General features: G+C 50.6%; 22 protein-coding genes. 11 read left to right on the forward strand and 11 right to left on the reverse strand.

Translation table 11 applies throughout. From position 1 onward, the window contains the following. The first annotated feature begins 81 nt into the window (after positions 1 to 81). Complete coding sequence (rnd, locus tag ABXT40_RS06615; protein ID WP_443644841.1) at positions 82 to 1,287, forward strand: ribonuclease D; 1,206 nt, start codon at positions 82 to 84, stop codon at positions 1,285 to 1,287. A 23-nt stretch (positions 1,288 to 1,310) separates the two neighbouring features. Here the strand turns inward: rnd and ABXT40_RS06620 are convergent, their stop codons facing one another. Then, positions 1,311 to 1,973 (reverse strand): chromosomal replication initiator DnaA, encoded by a 663-nt coding sequence (locus ABXT40_RS06620; protein ID WP_443644842.1) that lies wholly within the window; start codon positions 1,971 to 1,973, stop codon positions 1,311 to 1,313. Between the two features lie 18 nt (positions 1,974 to 1,991). After that, positions 1,992 to 3,137 (reverse strand): hypothetical protein, encoded by a 1,146-nt coding sequence (locus ABXT40_RS06625; RefSeq protein ID WP_443644843.1) that lies wholly within the window; start codon positions 3,135 to 3,137, stop codon positions 1,992 to 1,994. A gap of 101 nt (positions 3,138 to 3,238) precedes the next feature. On the opposite strand from ABXT40_RS06625, the gene purM reads away from it, so the two are divergent. The 3 genes from purM to ABXT40_RS06640 all read left to right on the forward strand — a co-directional run bounded on the left by purM (position 3,239) and on the right by ABXT40_RS06640 (position 5,288). Beyond that, entirely contained in the window at positions 3,239 to 4,330 is a 1,092-nt protein-coding gene (gene purM, locus ABXT40_RS06630; protein WP_443644844.1) for a phosphoribosylformylglycinamidine cyclo-ligase, read from the forward strand. After that, positions 4,327 to 5,007 carry a phosphoribosylglycinamide formyltransferase gene (purN, locus tag ABXT40_RS06635; RefSeq protein ID WP_443644845.1) on the forward strand — a complete coding sequence of 227 codons (681 nt, stop codon included), beginning with the start codon at positions 4,327 to 4,329 and terminating at the stop codon, positions 5,005 to 5,007. The genes purM and purN overlap by 4 nt, the downstream gene beginning before the upstream one ends. Before the next feature lie 149 nt (positions 5,008 to 5,156). Beyond that, entirely contained in the window at positions 5,157 to 5,288 is a 132-nt protein-coding gene (locus ABXT40_RS06640; protein WP_443644846.1) for a hypothetical protein, read from the forward strand. 84 nt (positions 5,289 to 5,372) lie between these two features. Here ABXT40_RS06640 and ndk read toward each other — a convergent pair whose 3' ends face one another. From ndk to ABXT40_RS06655, 3 genes are all read right to left on the reverse strand, one after another. Further along, positions 5,373 to 5,795 (reverse strand): nucleoside-diphosphate kinase, encoded by a 423-nt coding sequence (gene ndk, locus ABXT40_RS06645; RefSeq protein WP_443644847.1) that lies wholly within the window; start codon positions 5,793 to 5,795, stop codon positions 5,373 to 5,375. A gap of 157 nt (positions 5,796 to 5,952) precedes the next feature. Beyond that, the gene (locus ABXT40_RS06650; protein ID WP_443644848.1) at positions 5,953 to 6,405 is read right to left on the reverse strand and encodes a DNA polymerase III subunit chi; all 453 of its coding nucleotides are present in this window, start codon (positions 6,403 to 6,405) and stop codon (positions 5,953 to 5,955) included. Between the two features lie 11 nt (positions 6,406 to 6,416). Continuing rightward, positions 6,417 to 7,901 (reverse strand): leucyl aminopeptidase, encoded by a 1,485-nt coding sequence (locus ABXT40_RS06655; protein WP_443644849.1) that lies wholly within the window; start codon positions 7,899 to 7,901, stop codon positions 6,417 to 6,419. 148 nt (positions 7,902 to 8,049) lie between these two features. Between ABXT40_RS06655 and ABXT40_RS06660 the strand changes: the two genes are divergently transcribed. From ABXT40_RS06660 to rsmA, 5 genes are all read left to right on the forward strand, one after another. Next, positions 8,050 to 9,165 (forward strand): LptF/LptG family permease, encoded by a 1,116-nt coding sequence (locus ABXT40_RS06660; protein ID WP_443644850.1) that lies wholly within the window; start codon positions 8,050 to 8,052, stop codon positions 9,163 to 9,165. Then, entirely contained in the window at positions 9,162 to 10,268 is a 1,107-nt protein-coding gene (locus ABXT40_RS06665) for an LptF/LptG family permease (RefSeq protein WP_443644851.1), read from the forward strand. The genes ABXT40_RS06660 and ABXT40_RS06665 overlap by 4 nt, the downstream gene beginning before the upstream one ends. A 132-nt stretch (positions 10,269 to 10,400) precedes the next feature. Beyond that, a complete protein-coding gene (locus ABXT40_RS06670) occupies positions 10,401 to 11,621 on the forward strand; it encodes a peptidylprolyl isomerase (protein ID WP_443646974.1) in 1,221 nt (406 codons plus the stop codon). 4 nt (positions 11,622 to 11,625) lie between these two features. Continuing rightward, positions 11,626 to 12,627 (forward strand): 4-hydroxythreonine-4-phosphate dehydrogenase PdxA, encoded by a 1,002-nt coding sequence (gene pdxA, locus ABXT40_RS06675; RefSeq protein ID WP_443644852.1) that lies wholly within the window; start codon positions 11,626 to 11,628, stop codon positions 12,625 to 12,627. 58 nt (positions 12,628 to 12,685) lie between these two features. After that, positions 12,686 to 13,546 carry a 16S rRNA (adenine(1518)-N(6)/adenine(1519)-N(6))-dimethyltransferase RsmA gene (gene rsmA, locus ABXT40_RS06680; RefSeq protein ID WP_443644853.1) on the forward strand — a complete coding sequence of 287 codons (861 nt, stop codon included), beginning with the start codon at positions 12,686 to 12,688 and terminating at the stop codon, positions 13,544 to 13,546. Here rsmA and gmk read toward each other — a convergent pair. The 6 genes from gmk to fabD all read right to left on the reverse strand — a co-directional run bounded on the left by gmk (position 13,543) and on the right by fabD (position 18,683). After that, complete coding sequence (gene gmk / locus ABXT40_RS06685) at positions 13,543 to 14,211, reverse strand: guanylate kinase (RefSeq protein ID WP_443644854.1); 669 nt, start codon at positions 14,209 to 14,211, stop codon at positions 13,543 to 13,545. The two genes, rsmA and gmk, sit on opposite strands and share 4 nt — an antisense overlap. After that, positions 14,208 to 15,215, reverse strand: coding sequence for an endolytic transglycosylase MltG (gene mltG / locus ABXT40_RS06690; RefSeq protein ID WP_443644855.1), 1,008 nt, complete (start codon positions 15,213 to 15,215; stop codon positions 14,208 to 14,210). Before mltG ends, gmk begins: the two co-directional genes overlap by 4 nt. Next, complete coding sequence (gene fabF / locus ABXT40_RS06695; RefSeq protein ID WP_443644856.1) at positions 15,215 to 16,477, reverse strand: beta-ketoacyl-ACP synthase II; 1,263 nt, start codon at positions 16,475 to 16,477, stop codon at positions 15,215 to 15,217. The genes mltG and fabF overlap by 1 nt, the downstream gene beginning before the upstream one ends. A gap of 91 nt (positions 16,478 to 16,568) precedes the next feature. After that, positions 16,569 to 16,805 (reverse strand): acyl carrier protein, encoded by a 237-nt coding sequence (locus ABXT40_RS06700; RefSeq protein WP_443644857.1) that lies wholly within the window; start codon positions 16,803 to 16,805, stop codon positions 16,569 to 16,571. Between the two features lie 130 nt (positions 16,806 to 16,935). Beyond that, positions 16,936 to 17,676 (reverse strand): 3-oxoacyl-[acyl-carrier-protein] reductase, encoded by a 741-nt coding sequence (gene fabG / locus ABXT40_RS06705; protein WP_443644858.1) that lies wholly within the window; start codon positions 17,674 to 17,676, stop codon positions 16,936 to 16,938. Between the two features lie 59 nt (positions 17,677 to 17,735). Beyond that, entirely contained in the window at positions 17,736 to 18,683 is a 948-nt protein-coding gene (fabD, locus tag ABXT40_RS06710) for an ACP S-malonyltransferase (RefSeq protein WP_443644859.1), read from the reverse strand. A gap of 341 nt (positions 18,684 to 19,024) precedes the next feature. Here fabD and rpsF point away from each other — a divergent pair, with 341 nt between their 5' ends. Together rpsF and rpsR are read left to right on the forward strand one after the other, a co-directional pair. Further along, on the forward strand, positions 19,025 to 19,462 hold the full coding sequence (gene rpsF, locus ABXT40_RS06715) for a 30S ribosomal protein S6 (RefSeq protein WP_443646975.1): 438 nt from the start codon (positions 19,025 to 19,027) through the stop codon (positions 19,460 to 19,462). A 3-nt stretch (positions 19,463 to 19,465) separates the two neighbouring features. Beyond that, positions 19,466 to 19,720: a 30S ribosomal protein S18 gene (gene rpsR / locus ABXT40_RS06720; RefSeq protein WP_443644860.1), complete on the forward strand. Its 255-nt coding sequence runs from the start codon at positions 19,466 to 19,468 to the stop codon at positions 19,718 to 19,720. Positions 19,721 to 19,725 lie beyond the last annotated feature (5 nt).

Here is a 19,725-nt window from a genome sequence, read left to right on the forward strand (position 1 = left end):
GCTATTCGACGAAATCAATAGGTTTGCCTTTCAGAAGCGTGCTTTTTGCCGTATATCATCCGGTGTAAAGCGAGGTAATTAATGAAACGACGAGCCAGCCAAGCGAGCAGCGATGACGCAAATGTGCCAAAAGCGGCACCGCCTATCGCCACAAATGAAGAACTGAACGCAATCTTAACACAATATCAAAATGCCGAATTTTTGGCGATCGATACCGAATTTCTGCGCGAGCGCACCTATTATCCTCAATTATGTCTGATACAGATCAGCGATGGCGTTGATGCTGTTGCGATTGACCCGCTTGCCCCCAATCTTGATTTAAACCCACTTTGGGATTTGATGCGCAATCAAAATATCACCAAAGTGTTTCACGCTGGCAATCAAGATATGGAAATCTTTTTGCATCTGATGGGCAGTCTGCCTGAGCCAATCTATGATACCCAGATAGCGGCGATGGTTTGCGGGCTTGGCGATCAAGTTGGCTATGACAAGCTTGTCAAGGCTATGCTGAACCATGATATCGATAAAACTTCACGCTTTACCGATTGGTCAAAACGCCCCTTGAGCAACCGCCAGATTGTCTATGCGCTTGATGATGTGATCTATCTTGCGGAATTATATCCCCTGATGCGCAGCAAGCTGGAAGCCGAAAACCGCAGCCATTGGCTTGATGAAGAATATGCCAAATCAAATGATCCGGCGACTTATGTCACCGCGCCCGATGCCGCATGGCAAAAGCTCAAGGTGCGGAATATGCGTCCGGCACCATTATTGCGCCTGATGCATCTAGCAGCATGGCGTGAAAGAGAAGCGCAAAGTCGTGATTTGCCAAGAAACAGGGTAATCCGTGACGAAACCTTGATTGATCTTGCCGGATCGAACCCGAAAGACCGAAAAGATTATGCCAACATCCGCAATTTTCCGGGTGGCAAAGATGGCAAGCTGGTTGCCCCAATCAGCAAGGTTTTGGACATGGTTGCCGCCATGCCGTCATCATCACTTCCCGAGGCAGAAAAACGCGGCCCGGCAAAACACCCACCTGCCGCGGTGATGGAGCTTCTTCGGGTGCTGCTGAAACATGTGACCGACAAGCATGATATCGCGCCAAGATTGATTGCCTCAGCCGAAGAATTGGAATTGCTGGCAAGCGATGATGACGCACCGATCCGCGCATTGAATGGGTGGCGGCGCGAAATTTTTGGTGATCTGGCATTGCGCCTGAAACAGGGTGAAATTGCCCTTGCCGTCAAAAAAGGTCGTATCATTCTAATCAAAAATAACGGCTAGGCAGATATAGCCATGGCGCCCAGCTATGGCAATTCGTCAAACATGGCGCGCGCCAGCGACACCGACAGTGGTTTGCGTTCGGCCATGGATCGGCGGTCAAGCGCGCTGGCAATGTTTTGAACCGCACTGAATGACCGTTCCATGCGCCCCACAAGATAAGTCAACAGTGATGGCGATGCCAGCATTTGCCGATCAGCAAAATATTTATCCAAAAGCGCGTAAAGCAAATCATCATCAGGCAAATCAATACGCGCCATATTTACCGCCCGCATGCGTGACCGCAAATCGGGCAATCGCCAATTCATTTGTCCAACAGGCGTTTGTGACAGCAAAAGCAACCCGCCCTGATCTGCCACACAGCGATTGAAAAAATGAAACAAGGCTTCTTCATTCCATTTGTCATCGGACTCGATATTGTCAAAAACATAAAAGGTGGGATCGGGTGGCATCTGTTCTGCCTCTAACCGCACAAAGTGATGGCTATCACCGATAAGCGATTGCCAGATTGCCGCAAGATGCGATTTTCCCGCACCTGATGGCCCAACAAGATTTAGCGCCCGACAACTGCCCCGCCAATCCGGCCATTGGTCGATTGAGGCCACGGCCAAGGCATTGCAATCACTGACAATAAAGTCAGCACGTTCGGCAACTTGGCGAAAGGGCAATTCAAGCGGTAATTGTTTCATCGCAATTGACCCATCGCCCTAGCTGTTTTCCGGCTTGGCTTTGATCAGCAGACGACCATCATCATCGACAAGCTCTAGCTTATGCGCGGCAAGCGCGTTACCTAAGGCTTCGCGCGATCCAACAAGCCGCAAAACAACCTGTCCGCCCTTTGTATCAAGCGACAAGATGTCATAGCTTTGAACCACCGCCACCTCATTCAAAGCCGTTAGGCGCATTGCCCAGTCATTGACCGACGACACGGGCATAAAAACTGTTAAATAATCAGCGACAGCACCATCAATCAGATTGGCCATATGCCAGCTTGAATCCATCTTGGCGATGATTTTCCGGCGCATTTCATCAAAACCATCCTGATCCAGATTGGTCAATACCATCTGATCGCCAGAGAGAATATCGGTCAGCAATTGACCATTTTTATCAAATAGCCGTGCGGTAATCGTGATGACCGGCTTTGAGCCATCATAATCGAGGGCGGCCATCACCACCATTATCTGTTCGGCTTTGACAAGGCTGGCAGCAGCAGCCAATTTGACCGAATTGGCATCGGCTAGATCTTCACCGCGAAACTGGCGCTCATTAATCAAATTACGATCAAGCTGGCGCAATGCTAACAGGCCGCTATATGACGCCACCGCATCCCACCACCCCGCAAGCCATTTATTGTCACGATACCACGCCCGCGCACCATCTGGGCCCTTCCAGACAGGCACAACCAAAATGGGCGGACTTTGCAGTTCCGACCATTGCAATCTGGCAGCGATCATCGCTTGGCGCAGCCGTGCCGCGTCAAAACAGAAATCCAGCGTCGCGATATAGCGTTGTTCCAGATTATTTTCTTCGACAATATGGGTGAAATCGGAAAAATTATCGAGATCATGTGCCGCCATGAATTGCGCCTGGCCTTCGGCGTTTGGCAGCAATCGATCCAGAACGATTGCAAAGGCGCGTTCGGCAGCATTGCGAATTCCCATATCGCGCGCTTTTGATGCATTTTCGGCGCGTTGGTCAATGCGAATGCCAGCAACACCAAATATCGGCTCATTACAACGATTATTGGCCGCCAAAGCCGGTTCACTGATGGCAAGGCCAAGCACCAAAACCACCAGCAGTCTGGACGGGTAACGAAATAGTGTGATTAAGTGAAAGATAAATGCTGCGCGCATGTCGTCCAATACCTATTATGCGGGTTGATTCTCTGCCAGTTTTGAAACTGCCGAACGTAATTACTAAAAGTGTTATATCATTCCTGATCATCGAGGCCAGCATGTCTAGTGGACAAAAACAACCTAAATCCCTGAAATATAGCGACGCTGGCGTGGATATTGATGAAGGCGATGCGCTGATTGGTGATATTGCCCCGCATGCCAAGCGCACAAAACGCGCTGGTGCCAGCACCGACCTTGGCGGGTTTGGCGGTCTGTTTGATACCAAGGCAGCCGGCTTCCATGACCCCATTTTGGTTGCAGCCACCGATGGGGTTGGCACCAAATTGGAACTTGCCAAAACCACCGGACTACATCGCGGCGTTGGCATTGACCTTGTTGCCATGTGTGCAAATGATATTTTGGCTCAAGGTGCAATGCCACTGTTTTTCCTTGATTATTTTGCTACAGGAAAATTAGAACGCGATATGGCTGTTGAAGTTATTGCTGGTATTGCCGATGGTTGTGTCGAGGCCGATTGCGCTCTGATTGGTGGTGAAACAGCCGAAATGCCAGGCATGTATCCGGCTGGCACTTATGATCTTGCCGGTTTTTGCATTGGCGCGGCCGAACGCGGCACATTATTATCACCCGGCCAGCCAAAATCGGGAGATGTGGCGATTGGTCTTCGCTCATCAGGCGTTCATTCCAACGGCTTTTCACTGGTTCGCAAAATCATTGAAATATCGGGTGCCGCACTCGATGCGCCAGCACCCTTTGCCCCTGATCAAGGCAGCCTTGGCGCACAATTGATGGCACCAACACGCATTTACCAAAAGGCAGCGGCAACCGCGCTTGCAACGGGTGGTGTGAATGGCATTGTTCATGTGACTGGTGGCGGTCTTATCGAAAATCCGCCGCGCGTTTATGATGACACGCTGGCATTCACGCTCGATTGCGCTGCCGCACCTTTACCGCCGGTATTTGGCTGGCTTCGCGACCAAGGCCGGATGGAACTTTTTGAACTGGCGCGCACATTCAATTGTGGAATCGGCCTGATCATCTATGTCAAGGCCGATAAGGCCGATGCCGTTCTTCAGGCCTTGAAAAATGGCCCTGAGCCTGACGCCCTGATAATCGGTAAGCTTGTCAGCCGTGATGGCGGTGATGCTGTCAATCTGGAAAATAACGACCACTGGCTTGAGCAGGCATGATCCGGCTTGCCATACTCATTTCAGGGCGTGGCAGCAATATGCTGTGCCTTGCTGATGCCATTGAAAAATATCAAATTAATGCTGCAATCGCCCTTGTGATTAGCAATAAGGATTGTGACGGCATTGCCCTTGCCGCATCGCGGGGACTTGCAACCAAAGTGGTGAAACGAAGCGATTTTGACAACCGCCTTGCGCATGATGCCGCCATCGCATCCGCCATCGAAGATTGCCATGCTGATTATGTGTTTCTGGCAGGTTATATGGCTATTTTAGGGTCTGTTTTTGTTGATCAATTTGCCGGAAAACTGATTAACATCCACCCGTCATTATTGCCTGCCTTCAAAGGGCTGGACACGCATCAACGTGCCATTGATGCTGGCGTTAAAACACATGGCGTATCAATCCATCTGGTCAATGCCGCGCTTGATGACGGGCCGCTGATTCTGCAAGCGTCACTGGCGGTTGCAGAAACCGACACTGCCAAGATACTTGCTGGCCGCGTTCTTCAGCTTGAGCATCAAATTTATCCGTTTGTTTTGCTCAGCTTGGCCGCGCAGAATGTGACGCTGTTACCCGAAGGGGTTATCTGGGATGCAAAAACGCTGGCCACCGCTCCAGCAGAAATGCAAAATATTTTAGCGCCTTGCGTGATTTGGCCTGAGCGTGATTTGGCCTGATGTTTCGTCGCGCCGATAAAATCGTCAAAATGTCCAGTTGATTTGCCCCGCTTATTCGGTCATAAATCTAGGATGATTTATATGGCGATATGGGGCGTTGCAGGTCAATCAGCCCACTAGCATATCGTTTTGGGGAAAAGGCATTTACCATGGACACAAAATCTCTTGACAAGCAGGACAAGGCGCATCTGCAAATCTATCAAAATTTTATGTTTGCGGCGAAAATCAGCATAATCGCGATTATCGCGACGCTGGTGATCATGGCGGCAACGCTGATCTAGCTTTGAATTTGCTCTATCGGCATCTATTCAGATCAAAAAAGGCGGAGCAAAACTCCGCCTTTTTTAATAGTCATCAATGATGCTCTATGATGTGATTTCACATCCGGCAAAGAAGTAAGCAATTTCGATGGCCGCATTTTCTGGGCTGTCTGAACCGTGAACCGAATTGGCCTCGATTGATTCGGCAAAATCCTTACGGATTGTGCCATCAGCTGCATCAGCTGGGTTTGTTGCGCCCATGACTTCACGATTGGCAAGAACGGCGTTTTCACCTTCAAGCACTTGAACAACAACTGGACCCGATGTCATAAAGGCAACAAGATCTTTGTAGAATGGGCGTTCGGCGTGAACAGCATAAAAAGCTTCGGCTTCGCCTTGGGTTAATTGTTTCCGCTTTTGTGCAACAATACGAAGACCAGCCGCTTCAAGACGGGCATTGATCTGGCCGGTCAAATTACGGCGGGTCGCATCAGGTTTAATGATTGAGAAGGTTCTTTCGAGAGCCATTATGCGTCCTTTGGTTTTACAGGGCATGGCGCACAGCCACACCGATTTTCAAGCTGGGATATATGCCGCCTTAATACGGCAAGCACTGGCCATGGCACAAGCCAAAAATCAGTTGCATGGCAGAAAGACCGCCAGCCCTCGGCAAATTCATCCAAATTTAGGCCATCTTGTCCCATCCGCCTTGGGCATTTTGAGAAAAATAGCCCAATTTACTGTCGCCGAGGTCCTGCCATTCTTTCCATTGATCGCGCGCCTGTTGCAATTGCGCATCCGAGCGCCCGTCAAACAGATAGAAACTGCGGCCAATGCCGTCCCATATCGTTGGCACACTGCCATGAAGCAGGAACAAAAATTCCGCCTTTATCGGATTGGCAGCCATATCAGTCGAAATCCAAACATGACAATGGTCAGCACCATCGGCATCGTCTAGACCATGAGCAATCCATGATCCGGCATCATGGCTCCAAAGCACGTCATCAAGGGCGCTTGCCGCTGGCATCGGACATAGGATTAAGGCTTTCTTTTTTGCCGCAAGTGTCTTTTTCAGCAGCATCAAAAGCACCGGCTCCAATCCGGCTTGGCCTATTTGATAAAAATCAATCTGCCGCATAAGTTTTGTTTTTATCCATCAGCCTCATCGGCCTGCTCCAAAATTGTGGCACCCTGCCAATCATCAATTAACCGGTTTAGCAATCGCACCCCGTATCCAGTGCCACCTTTTGGCACGATGGCAGTTGCCGCGTCCGACCATGCCTTGCCAGCGATATCAAGATGCGCCCATGGGGTTTTCTCAACAAATCTTGCCAGAAAGCAGGCAGCTGTGATCGCACCGCCACAAGGCCCACCGATATTTTTCATATCGGCAATATGCGATTTCAGCATGCGATCATAGGCTGGCCCCATCGGCATCTGCCAAAGCCCTTCGGTAGTGGCCTCGCCTGCGGCGACCAATTGTTTGGCCAGATCATTACTATTGGCAAACAGCCCACCATATTCCTTGCCAAGCGACCCGATGATTGCGCCAGTCAATGTTGCCAGATTAACCATTGCCTCGGGTTTAAAGCGGGTTTCGGTGTAATGCAGCGCATCGGCCAACACCAACCGACCTTCAGCATCAGTGTTAATCACTTCAATGGTCTTGCCCGACATTGCGGTCACAACATCGCCCGGACGCTGGGCGTTACCATCAGGCATATTTTCAACAAGGCCAATGACGCCAACAACATTTTTTGTCAGTTTCCGGCCAGCAATGGCGCACATTGCGCCGGTTACTGCCGCCGCGCCGCCCATATCCCATTTCATATCTTCCATGCCTTTGGCAGGTTTTATCGAAATGCCGCCCGTATCAAAGGTGACGCCCTTTCCAACGAGGGCAAAGGGCGCTTCATCACCGCCGCCTTTCCAATTCATCACCACCATGAAGGAATCGCGCCGGCTACCCTGCCCGACCCCCAAAAGGGCACCCATTCCCAGCTTTTCCATCGCCGCTTCGTCAAGGATTTCGACCTCAAGACCAAGCGCGCTAAGTGCCGAACAGCGTAACGCAAATTCAGCAGGAAATAATTTATTAGCTGGTTCAAACACAAGATCACGCGCCAAAAACACACCATTGGCAAGCGCCTGTCGGTCTTTGATCAAGGCACTGTCGGCATTTAACGCATCATCACCAACAGCAAGCTGAACGCTGACATCATCTTTGCCCTTATCCGTGAAATAGCTGTCAAAATGATAAGACGCCAAATTTGCGCCAAAACAAATATCAGCCAGAACAGCATCATCCAATTTATGATCAGGAAGCCAGCCGCGCTTTGACGCGGTTCCATTAAGCGCCGAAAACAGCTTTCCGCCTAAATTTTCGGCCTCGATACCCGCCGCCAGCTTGTCACCAGTGCCGATCAGCAAATAGCTGTTTTGATCAGCATAAATCACCAAGCTTTTGCCAGATTTACCGGTAAATTGTGCTGTGGCCATCGCCGCAATCAGATAGGCAGCAACATCCTTTTCCAGATGCGGAATAATTTCCCCATTTTTGCCAATCAAACAAATCGTGGTGAAATCGCCCTTTGGCGCGGTTTTTGCGAAGCTTAGCTGTAATTTAACAGGCATTTTTTTGTCGTCTCCGAACTATGGGTTTATCTAGTTAGAACAGGCAGCGGCCGTGACTGTCAATCCGACCAATTTGGTCATGCTATAGGTTTTGCAATTATATGGCCATTTGTGCTATTGAAGCCAATGGCAATGGATGGGGTCTTGTATGCAGTTTAATCTGTATATTTTCAATCAGCTTTTACGAACCACACTGGCACTAACATTAGTGCTTGTGGGGATCATTTGGCTGTTTCAAACAATCCGCATTCTTGAATTGGTGGTGAATCGCGGCGCGGCAGTTGGTGACTTCCTGGTAATGTCGGTTGCATCAATGCCGCTATGGCTGATGATCGCCATTCCGATATCTGGATTTATTGCCGTAAATTGGGTGTTTAGCCGCATTCTTGCCGATCGTGAATTATTGGTGATGCAATCAATTGGCCTTAGCCCGCTGCAGCTTGCCAAGGCACCAATTGCGCTTGGTATTTTTCTAACGACCTTTCTGGCGGTCAATACTGTCTATATCTTGCCAACATCTTTTGGCGTTTATAAAGATCTGCAATTCAAATTGCGGAACAGCATTCCAACAATTCTGCTTCGTGACGGCGTGTTTGTCGAGGTTGTTGATGACATGACAATGTTCATCGGGTCGCGTGATGACAATGATATCATGCGCGATCTGTTCATCCATGATGCCCGTATCAATAACCGGATCATCACGATGACCGCGCAATCGGGCGAATTTATCGAACGTGATGGCAGCCCTACCCTGATCTTGCAAAATGGCGAACGGTCCGAGCGCAATGCCGAAGGCCAAAGTGGCGCTGTTTTGCTGTTTGATACACATTCATTAACAATCACCCGCAACGGCAGCCAACAAACCGAGCGCGCAACAATCGATATCAATGAAGACAGTATCAGCAATTTGCTGTCGCCGGATGCCGTCCATTCTCCGCAATATTATCTTCAGCGGCATGCCGAAGGCCATTACCGCATTGCATCGCCGTGGCTAGGGCTAGGCCTAGCCCTATTGTCAGCGGCCATTATTTTACGCGGTCAGATCAGACGCGATTTATGGACAAGACGAGCAAGTCTGAATATCGGCGCTTGTGTTTTGGTTATTGTTGCCGTGGTGGTATCACGCGGTTGGGTAACAAATAATGCCAATCTTTGGCCCTTTATTCATCTAAGCGTGTTCGCGCCAATCATCATCGCATTTTGGCTGCTTCGCCAACCGCGTGAAACAATCGATGAAACAGTACAAAATGAGCCACTGACATGAGCCAATTTGCGCCATTTGGAACCCTGTTTCGTTATTTAGCCTTGCGTTTTGTCAGCTGGATCACACTTTTCCTTCTGAGCCTCGCCTCGATTATCAGCCTGATTCAAACGGTCGAACTTGTCCGCCGTGTAAGCGTTTTAACATCTTCCCCGCCCGATATTAATTTCCTCAAAATGGCGCTGTTAAACTTGCCAGCGGTCATTGAAATGATCCTGCCCTTTGCCATGTTGGCAGGGGCGATGCTGTGTTTTTCATCATGGAACCGCAGTAATGAATTTGTTGCGGTTCGTGGTTTCGGTCAATCGGTCTGGGCCGCTTTGAGTCCAGCCCTGTTTTCAGCCTTTATCATTGGCATGCTTCTTGTCACCGTCATCAACCCGATCGGGGCGGTCACATCGAAACGCCACGAGGCGCAAATGGCCAAAATTTTTGGTGAGTCAGATAGTAATTTTTCGGTCTCGACCAGTGGAATATGGCTTCGCGACAAGCTGGAAAGCGGAAAATTGATTATCCGCGGTGACGCCCTAAATGCCGAGACGGCAAGCATTATTAATCCGGTCATTTATCTCTATCATGATAATATCCATATGAAAGCGCTTTATAAAGCTGGCAGCATGCAATTAACCGATAAGGGCTGGATGCTGGATCGCGCGTCACGATGGCAAACAGATGGGCAAAAAACCGATCTTGGCAGTTTGCTTTTGCCAACCGGCCTTGATGCGCTTGATCTGCGACAATCCGGCCTTCGCCCCCAATCAATTTCGGTCTATCTGTTACCGGGCTTTATCGACGCGCTTGAACGGGCGGGGATTCCGGCAAGCGAATATCGGTTTCACCTTTATAAAACATTATCAGTGCCATTATTGATGGTTGGGATTGCCATGCTTGCAGCGCGCGTGACCTTGACCAATGTTTCGCGCGGTCGGCGAAGCCGTTTGTTTCTGCGCGGCGTGTTTCTGGCAATTGTGATTTTCATCTTTAGCTATTTCATGCAAATTTTGGGTTCATCCTTGCAAGTGCCAATGTCGGTTGCCGCCTGGACACCAGTAATTGCCATCTCTTTGATTGGTGCCATTATCCTTGCCCGAACCGATGAAAGCTGATTTATAGTGGTAGAAACTGATGTGATCCGGCGGGCTTTGCCACCCTCAATCTGTAACGTCTTGAACAAATTAGAAACCATGATTGCGATGCTGAAAAAAACAAACCTGATATTGGCCTTTTGCGTGCTATTTATGCTGGGCACTGGCATGTCGCAAGCCAATGCTGCGCTGGAAATTGTTGCCAAGGTAAATGGCAAAGCCATTACCAATTATCAGGTCGACCAGCGCGCCGCCTTTTTACGCATGGTAACGAGCCTGGAAGATACGCCGAAAAACCGCGCCCAGATTAAGCAAGATGCAACACAGATGCTGATTGACGAAATCTTGAAACTGGACGCTGCCGCTGCGCTTGACCCAACGCTTGCCCAAAGAAGCCGCGAACCCGCCCGCAATCTGGTTGATGAGAATTTTGCGGCAAATGGCAAGACCGGTTCACAAAGCCTGCGTGAAAAAGGCATTGATAGCGGCAATATCCAGCAAAAATTCATAACCGATATTGTGTGGGGCGAAGTCATCCGGTTCAAATTTCAAACCAAATTTGCTGAATTAGACATAATTGTCGATAAGGTCCTTAGCCGCATCGAAGCCAACGCAAAACAACCACAAGTCAAGCTAAGCGAAATCATTCTTCTTCCCGAACCAAATCGCCCACTTGACCGCACCCTTGTTCTGGCCAATGAAATTATCAAAGCGGTGAATAACGGCGCTAACTTCAACGCCATTGCCAAACAATATTCCGCATCAGGAACCGCCGCAAATGGCGGCGAGCTTGGCTGGGTTATGCTTGATCAATTGCCTGATGATATTCAAGAGCAGGTGAAAATGACCAAGATTGGCGCGGTCAGCGCACCACTTCAACGTGATGGGCTGGTTGTTTTGATTCGCAATGAGGGCCGTCGTCAGGATGGCGCTGCCGATCCAAGTCAGGATATGATTACCCTTGCACGGGCGGTTTATCCGCTGTCCAAGGACGCCAGCAATGCTGACAAGCTGGAAGCTGCAGCAAAGCTTGAGCGTGACACCGCATCGATCGATAGCTGTGATGGTCTTGTGGCGCTGAACCAAACCTATGGTTCAGGCATTCAAGGCTTGATCAAGAATATCAACCTTGGCTCCTTCAACCGCCCCTTGCAGGCTTTGGTCAATGGCCTGAAAGCCGGCGTTCCAAGCAAGCCCCTGTCATTTAACGAAGGCATCAGTGTTTTCATGCTATGCAATCGCATATCGCCAAAAACCACCCTGCCGTCGCGTGACGAGGTGTTGCAGGTTGAATTTGACAAGATTTTTGGATCGCTTGCCGAACGCTATCTACTGCGGCTGCGTCGTTCAGCAATTATTGAAACCAATTCATAATCCAATGATAAACCGCCCTTTGCTTATCACCCCCGGCGAACCCGCAGGTATTGGGTCTGAAATTGCACTAAAAGCATGGCAAGGCGGGATCAGCGATATTTGCCTAATTGAGCAGCCAGCGCAAATCGCGCAAATGGCAGCGTCACTTGGTATCACTGCCAAGATTCGTGAAATTGACGATCCAGCCTCTTTTGACAGCAGTAGCCAAGATCTGCATGTCATCCCCATTTCATGGAAAGCAGCGCCGATTGCTGGCGTGCCAGATCCGGCTAATGCGCCGCAGGTGATCGACGCTATCCGGCAAGCCGCGCTTTGGAGCCAATCAAGAACTGCCGCCGGGATCGTGACCAACCCCATACAGAAATCAAGCCTTTATGATGCTGGCTTTGCCTATCCTGGCCATACTGAATTTCTTGCCAGCCTATCAAAACCTGTTGCTGGCGCGCCCCTTATGATGCTTGCTTGTGATGAATTGCGGGTTGTGCCTGCGACCATCCATATCGCCCTGAACAAGGTTCCCGCTGCCATTTCAACAGCGATGATCATTGAAAAATGCCAGCTTCTTCATGCCAGTTTAAAAGCCAATTTTGGCATTAATAACCCGCATATTGCGGTTTGCGGCCTCAACCCGCATGCTGGTGAAAACGACAATATGGGGAATGAAGACACCCAAATTATCCTACCCGCGATTACTAAGCTTCAGGCCGAGGGAGTCAACGCGACAGGACCACACCCAGCCGATACTTTATTTCACAGCGAAGCGCGCAAAACCTATGATGCGGTTTTGGGCATGTATCATGATCAAGTTCTTATTCCACTGAAAACAATTGATTTCTTTGGCGGGGTTAATGTGACACTTGGCCTTGATTTCATCCGAACATCGCCAGATCATGGCACCGGACTTGATATTGCTGGCCGCGGCATTGCCCGTGCTGACAGCCTGATCGCAGCAATCAAAATGGCGCGCAATTTCGCGGATAACAGCCAGAAAAAGAAGGCGGATTAATGCCCGATTGCCCCCCGCCACAACATGATCCCGATAAAGGGATCAATGATTGGTATAGATGACTGATAAGCAACAGATGATCGAGCGGATTGAGGCTTTACAGCCCCTGCGCCAGCTTGTCGATTCAATGGATATGCGCGCCCGGAAATCGCTTGGGCAGAATTTCCTGTTTGACCTGAATCTAACCCGCAGAATTGCGCGTTCGGCTGGCACTTTATCAGGAACAACGATAGAGATTGGCCCGGGCCCCGGGGGATTAACCCGCGCCCTGCTTCTTGAAGGTGCTGACCATGTGATCGCCATTGAAAAAGATCGCCGCGCCGCCGATGTTCTTGCCGGATTGACCAGCGCCGCCTGTTCACGCCTCAGCCTGATCGAAGCCGATGCCATGAGCAGTGCGATCTGGGAGATGGGCGACGCGCCACGGCGAATCATTGCCAATTTGCCATATAATATCGCCACAACATTGCTGATCAGCTGGCTTGGCCATGCCAACGCCTTTGCGTCAATGACCTTGATGTTTCAGCGCGAAGTGGCCGAACGCATCACCGCCAAGCCCGGCGACACCGCCTATGGACGGCTTAGCGTTCTGACCGGCTGGCTTGCCGATAGCGAGATTTTATTTGACGTGCCAGCATCGGCTTTTGTGCCAGCGCCAAAAATCACCTCATCAATTGTGCAGATTGTCCCGCTGGACGCGCCACGCTATCCCTGCAGCCAAAAGGCGCTTGAAGATATCACCCGCATTGCTTTTGGTCAGCGACGCAAGATGCTGCGAAGCTCGCTGAAAAAAATTGGTGGTGAAACGCTGTTGAACGCTGCTGGGATTGACCCAGAAAAAAGACCGCAAGAGATTGATATTGAAGCGTTTTGCAAGCTGGCACTGCTGGCCAAAGCGGCCGTAAAACAAACCGCCTAATAGCCAGCGCGAAGCCGTTTCACAAAATCGGTAAGGCCAATCTGCCGATCACGGCGCAGCCGTTCGGCCTGCAAAATCGCCCGAACCTCTTTGACGGCCTGATCAAGATCAGCATTGACCAAGATATAATCATATTCGCGATAATGACTGATTTCATCCGACGCTTTGGCCATTCGCGACGCAACAACGTCAGCACTGTCTTGGGCGCGGCTTAACAACCGTTTTTCCAGATCGCGTGTTGATGGCGGCAAAATAAATACCGACACCAGATCTTCGCGGCTTGCATCGGCAAGCTGCTGGGTGCCTTGCCAATCAATATCAAACAGCACATCGCGCCCCTCGCCGAGGGCAGCCATCACCGACGCTGCAGGCGTGCCATAATAATGATCAAATACCTTTGCATATTCCAGCATCTCGCGATTATTGATCATCAGATGAAAATCATCGGCAGTGACAAAATGATAATCCTTGCCCTCAACCTCGCCCGGACGCCGCTTTCGTGTTGTCGCCGAAACCGACAATTCCAGATCATCATCTTCGGCCAGAAGCCGCCGTGAAATTGAGGTCTTCCCCGCGCCAGATGGTGATGACAGGACAAGCATCAGCCCTCTTCGGCCGCCAAGACCATTTTGATGATCAGAGGCTGGTGGTGCGTTTTTGGTCATTGTGCCTTGTCCTTTTTCGCTGCGGCTTCAAATTTTCTGAATAATCTTACATTGCGGTTATGCTCGTCCAGTGTTTTAGCAAATCGTAACCCACCTTTGCCATCAGATACGAAATACAGATAATCGCTATCAGCCGGATTTAACGCTGCATTAAGTGACTCTTCACCCGGGTTACAGATTGGCGTTTTCGGCAAGCCTTTGATGACATATGTATTCCACGGTGTTTTTGTTTTCAGATGGGTTTTGGTAATCGGAATTGGCGATTGCGGGCTGGCAGCCGCCTCATACAGCACCGTTGGATCAGATTGCAGCCGCATGCCGCGTTTGAGTCGGTTCACCAATACCGCCGCCACAAGACGCCGGTCAGCATTTACCGATGCTTCTTTTTCGATGATTGATGCCATGATCAGCGCGTCTTGCAGGGTTTTGTAAGGCAGACCCTTAGCCCGATCAACCCACGCTTCGGCAAGGGCAATCTGCTGGGTCTGCTGCATCCTGTTAATCAAATCATCCCGCGCGGTGGCATGGGTATAGAAATAGGTTTCAGGGCGCAAACTCCCCTCATCCGGCATGGTTTCGATCGTGCCCGTCAAATGCGGTAAATCAGTGATGATCCGAACGATATCAGCGCTTCGCAAACCTTCAACAATCGTCAAGCGGCGTTGATAGCTAAAGCCTTGATGAATGATTGACATGATTTGGCTAAGGCTGGATTTTGCTGGCAGCAGAAATTCACCAGCTTTTGGCAAAAACCGATTGCCAGCAAACAAACGCGCCGCGTCATAATGGTAAATTTGATGGATCACCCCAGCGCGGTTCAATGTTGATCGCAGCACTGGATGCCCATCGCCGGGCTCGACAATAACCAAAACATCCTGCTGATGTGGGCCAGCTGCATGCAGCATTCGGTCATGCCAGACATAAACGCCAGCCGAAATGATACAGCCAAGCAGCACAATCATGATCGCCGACCGGGATAATATCCGGACGGCAGGCGAAGACATCAGGTAACCTCACCCATGATAAGCGATGCATTCGTGCCGCCAAAGCCAAATGAATTTGACATCGCGTTACGCACTTTGCGGTGACGCGACTTTAACGGCACAAGATCAAAATCAGCAACCTGATCTTCCGGATCATTCAAATTCAATGTTGGCGGTAAATCACCAGTTTGCACTGTTTTGATTGCATAAATGGCTTCGATCGCACCGGCCGCACCCAGCAGATGGCCGGTTGCACTTTTTGTCGAAGAAATCGACACATTTGCCGCCGCATCACCAAGAAGCCGTGCAACGGCTTTGGCTTCGATAAGGTCGCCAAGCGGGGTTGATGTGCCATGTGCATTCACATAATCAATATCACTTGGCGCAAGTCCGGCGCGCTTTAACGCCGCCTGCATCGCACGGAAACCACCATCGCCATCTTCGGCAGGGGCGGTAATATGATGCGCGTCACCCGACAGGCCATAGCCTTTGATTTCGCCATAGATTTTTGCACCGCGCGCCTTGGCATGTTCCAATTCTTCGAGAACAACAATGCCCGCGCCCTCGCCCATAACGAATCCATCACGGCCCTTGTCCCACGGGCGTGACGCCACATCGGGCGTATCATTATAGCTTGATGACAAAGCGCGTGCAGCGGCAAATCCTGCCATGCCAATACGGCAAACCGCCGCCTCGGCACCGCCAGCGACCATAACATCGGCATCATCAAGCGCGACCATGCGCGCCGCATCACCAATGGCATGCGCGCCCGTTGAACAGGCCGTCACAACAGCATGATTAGGCCCGCGAAAACCATAGCGGATGGATACATGACCTGAGATAAGATTGATCAGCGCCGACGGAATGAAGAACGGGCTGATCCGCCGCGGCCCTTTTTCGTTCATAAGCTGATCGGTTTTCACGATCGATTCGAGACCGCCAATGCCCGATCCGATCATGACGCCGGTACGGTTCTGCGATTCACGATCTTGCGGCTTCCAGTCCGAATCCTCGATGGCCTGACAAGCAGCGACTAGTCCAAGCTGGATAAAACGATCCTGTTTGCGTTGTTCGCGCGGGTCGATCCAATCATCAAGATTAAGACCGCCAACGGCATCCGCCCCTGGCACTTGACCAGCAATTTGGCAAGAAATATCAGACACATCAAAACTTTCGATGCGCGAAATGCCACTTTTGCCTGCAATTATCTGCGACCAATTATGGTCAACACCAGATCCAAGCGGAGTGACCATTCCCATTCCGGTAACTACAACACGGCGCAAGGCAAACCTCCAGAAAAATCAGGTGGAAATCGATGGCTGTGCATCACCCGACCGGCCATGCACAGCGCGAAATTTTTGGAAACGCTGAAAGTTAAGCAGCAGCTTCTTCGAGGAACGACACAGCGTCCTTCACAGTAAGGATACGCTCGGCAGCATCATCAGGAATTTCAACACCGAACTCTTCTTCGAATGCCATGACCAGCTCGACTGTATCAAGGCTATCCGCGCCAAGATCATCGATGAAGCTTGCGCCTTCAACAACCTTATCAGCATCTACACCCAAATGTTCTACTACAATATTCTTAACACGATCTGCGATATCGCTCATTGTTGCCCCCTCTTAGAAGCTTAGATTTTGACCGGAAGACCGGCCGGAGAATTCGAAAGTTGGCGGCAGATAACATAGTTTTTTATCTTATACCAGCCCCGTTTGTCACTATAACGCGCTCAAACCGAATTTAAAGCATCGCAATGCCGCCATTCACATGCATTGTCATTCCGGTAACATAGGCAGCTTCATCACTTGCGAGAAACACCACCGATGCGGCGATTTCCGCAGGCGTACCAAGCCTTCCAGCCGGAACACGCGTCAATAAATTTGCCTTTTGCCCTTCATCCAAAACATCCGTCATCGGTGTTTCGATAAAGCCCGGTGCAACAATATTTACGGTAATGCCGCGGCTGGCCACTTCAGCGGCCAATGATTTACTAAAGCCAATCATGCCAGCCTTTGACGCTGCATAATTTGCCTGCCCCGGATTGCCAGTCACCCCGACAACCGATGAAATCGAAATAATCCGGCCTGAACGCGCCTTCATCATGCCCCGCATCGCGGCGCGGCATAAGATCATGCTTGCGGTCATATTGACCTCTAAAACATCATCCCAATCTTCATCTTTCATCCGCATCAATAACCCATCTCGGGTGATGCCTGCATTATTTACCAGAACCGAAATTGGCCCACCAGCAGCCGTGCTGGCCGCATCAATCAATCCAGTCACCGCGTCACGATCGGCAAGGTTTGCGGTCACCACAAAGGCGCGCTCGCCAAGCTCGGCCTTCAAGGACTCCAGCTTTTCGGCACGAGTGCCATGAATCACAACTGTTGCGCCTTGCGCATGCAATGCCTTGGCAATTTCGGCACCAATGCCGCCACTCGCACCCGTAACAAGAGCGATTTTGTCCTGAAGATCAAACATGAAAACACCTTTTCGGAGATCACGGCTTGGCCGTGCTTGATATTTTGTAAGCGGTTAGACTACATCTCGGCCAAGACGCTGTCCAGATCATCTGGTCCGTCCATATTAACGACCGCATCCGACTCGATGCTGCGTTTGACCAGACCGGATAGAACTTTACCCGTCCCAAGCTCGATAAATTTGGTTGCACCGGCGGCGCTCATTGCCATCAATGACTCGCGCCACCGAACCCGCGCCGTGACCTGTGTGACAAGATTTGCCCGCAAATGATCGGCGCGCGTCTCGGCAGCGGCTGACACATTGCAATAGACTGGCATAAGCGCATCGGACAAATTGGTATCTGACAATAATTTTGCCATCACATCGGCGGCAGGTGCCATCAAATCGCAATGAAACGGCGCTGAGACAGGCAGTTTGATTGCCCGCCGCAATCCGGCTGCCTTGGCAATTTCAATTGCCGCATCAACCGCAGCAGTAACACCACTAATAACGATTTGCCCGGGGGCATTGTCATTGGCGATCTGGACAAGGCCTGATGATTTCGCATCGGCAAGAATGGCATTGATCTGGTCTTCATCACCGCCAAGAATTGCCGCCATCGCGCCTTCGCCAACCGGAACCGCCGATTGCATCGAATCACCACGCTGGCGAAGCAACCGCGCCGCATCGCTTATCGACAGGCTGCCCGATGCAGCGAGGGCGGCATATTCGCCAAGCGAATGGCCTGCTGTCATACCGCCACGGCTACTCAGAGGTGCGCCAAGCTCGGCTTCAAGAACCCGAACCGCCGCCATTGATGTTGCAAATAGGGCGGGTTGGGCATTTCGTGTCATGCGAATGGCATCAGTCGGTCCATCCTGCATTATGGCGAACAGGTTTTCACCAAGCGCGTCATTGATCTCTTCAAAAACAAGTTTGGCTGCATGTGACGCTGCCAAAGCGCCGCCCATACCAACCGCCTGTGATCCCTGCCCGGGAAACAAAAATGCAATCGAACTATTCGTCATGTAATCCACCCGCTCGCTGACCAAAGCCAGCATGAATTTGAAGTTAAACCGACGCCACTGACGCGCGACATAAGTCAGACCCTATGCCAGATGGCTTTGCAAAGGCAACTATTTGCCGCCCTGCATAATCGGCAAAAGGCCAACGGTGGCTACCTGGCAGGTTTGACAGCCCTATTAATTCTGCCAAACAGGCTTGCACTTACGGGGGAAAAGTGTATGTTGCGCCTCGGACTTGGGGCTTTGATGCCGTGAGTGCGAACACATCATTGACTTTATCCTTGCCGGGGAACCGGTTAGTTGGTGCCGATGGTGGCAGCAACGATAAGCCAGAAGGAGTTATCATGCGCTTGTATGAAAGCGTGCTTATTGCACGCCAGGATATTACTGCAGCCCAGGTGGAAACCATGGCTGATGAATTTGCCGAGATCATCACATCTGCCGGCGGATCGATCAAAAAACGTGAATATTGGGGCCTTCGCGCTCTTGCCTACCGGATCAAAAAGAACCGGAAGGGGCATTATGTCATGTTCAACCTTGAAACCGGACCAGAAGCGCTAAAGGAATATGAGCGTATCATGGGTTTGAATGAAGATGTTCTTCGCTTTATAAACATCCGGATTGAAGAGGTCGAAGAAGGCCCATCAATTATGATGCAGGTAAAGACCGAGCGGCCAACACGCGGTGGACGTGATGATCGTGACGAACGTGATAGCAGTGAGCGCAATTCAGGCAAAGTTGAAAGCAATGACAGCGCCGCTGATGAAAAAAGTGAGGACTAAGCAATGACTCAGTTGGAAATCAAACGCGAAGCTGTTCGCAAGCCATTTAACCGCCGCCGCAAGGCATGCCCGTTTTCTGGCCCAAATGCGCCAAAGATCGATTACAAGGACACAAAGCTTCTTGCCCGCTACACATCTGAGCGCGGGAAAATCGTTCCGTCACGCATCTCTGCTGTTTCTGCAAAAAAACAGCGTGAACTTGCCACTGCCATCAAGCGTTCACGCTTTCTGGCTCTGATGCCTTATGTGACAGCATAAGTATC

The organism is Candidatus Ponderosibacter sp. Uisw_141_02 (genome assembly GCF_048087665.1).
In the GTDB taxonomy this organism is placed as follows: domain Bacteria; phylum Pseudomonadota; class Alphaproteobacteria; order Puniceispirillales; family Puniceispirillaceae; genus UBA3439.

Coding starts and splice junctions, on each gene's coding strand:
- rnd (WP_443644841.1), top strand. CDS start 82: ATGAAACGACGAGCCAGCCAAGCGAGCAGCGATGACGCAAATGTGCCA.
- ABXT40_RS06620 (WP_443644842.1), bottom strand. CDS start 1,973: ATGAAACAATTACCGCTTGAATTGCCCTTTCGCCAAGTTGCCGAACGT.
- ABXT40_RS06625 (WP_443644843.1), bottom strand. CDS start 3,137: ATGCGCGCAGCATTTATCTTTCACTTAATCACACTATTTCGTTACCCG.
- purM (WP_443644844.1), top strand. CDS start 3,239: ATGTCTAGTGGACAAAAACAACCTAAATCCCTGAAATATAGCGACGCT.
- purN (WP_443644845.1), top strand. CDS start 4,327: ATGATCCGGCTTGCCATACTCATTTCAGGGCGTGGCAGCAATATGCTG.
- ABXT40_RS06640 (WP_443644846.1), top strand. CDS start 5,157: ATGGACACAAAATCTCTTGACAAGCAGGACAAGGCGCATCTGCAAATC.
- ndk (WP_443644847.1), bottom strand. CDS start 5,795: ATGGCTCTCGAAAGAACCTTCTCAATCATTAAACCTGATGCGACCCGC.
- ABXT40_RS06650 (WP_443644848.1), bottom strand. CDS start 6,405: ATGCGGCAGATTGATTTTTATCAAATAGGCCAAGCCGGATTGGAGCCG.
- ABXT40_RS06655 (WP_443644849.1), bottom strand. CDS start 7,901: ATGCCTGTTAAATTACAGCTAAGCTTCGCAAAAACCGCGCCAAAGGGC.
- ABXT40_RS06660 (WP_443644850.1), top strand. CDS start 8,050: ATGCAGTTTAATCTGTATATTTTCAATCAGCTTTTACGAACCACACTG.
- ABXT40_RS06665 (WP_443644851.1), top strand. CDS start 9,162: ATGAGCCAATTTGCGCCATTTGGAACCCTGTTTCGTTATTTAGCCTTG.
- ABXT40_RS06670 (WP_443646974.1), top strand. CDS start 10,401: ATGCTGGGCACTGGCATGTCGCAAGCCAATGCTGCGCTGGAAATTGTT.
- pdxA (WP_443644852.1), top strand. CDS start 11,626: ATGATAAACCGCCCTTTGCTTATCACCCCCGGCGAACCCGCAGGTATT.
- rsmA (WP_443644853.1), top strand. CDS start 12,686: ATGACTGATAAGCAACAGATGATCGAGCGGATTGAGGCTTTACAGCCC.
- gmk (WP_443644854.1), bottom strand. CDS start 14,211: ATGACCAAAAACGCACCACCAGCCTCTGATCATCAAAATGGTCTTGGC.
- mltG (WP_443644855.1), bottom strand. CDS start 15,215: ATGTCTTCGCCTGCCGTCCGGATATTATCCCGGTCGGCGATCATGATT.
- ABXT40_RS06700 (WP_443644857.1), bottom strand. CDS start 16,805: ATGAGCGATATCGCAGATCGTGTTAAGAATATTGTAGTAGAACATTTG.
- fabG (WP_443644858.1), bottom strand. CDS start 17,676: ATGTTTGATCTTCAGGACAAAATCGCTCTTGTTACGGGTGCGAGTGGC.
- fabD (WP_443644859.1), bottom strand. CDS start 18,683: ATGACGAATAGTTCGATTGCATTTTTGTTTCCCGGGCAGGGATCACAG.
- rpsF (WP_443646975.1), top strand. CDS start 19,025: ATGCGCTTGTATGAAAGCGTGCTTATTGCACGCCAGGATATTACTGCA.
- rpsR (WP_443644860.1), top strand. CDS start 19,466: ATGACTCAGTTGGAAATCAAACGCGAAGCTGTTCGCAAGCCATTTAAC.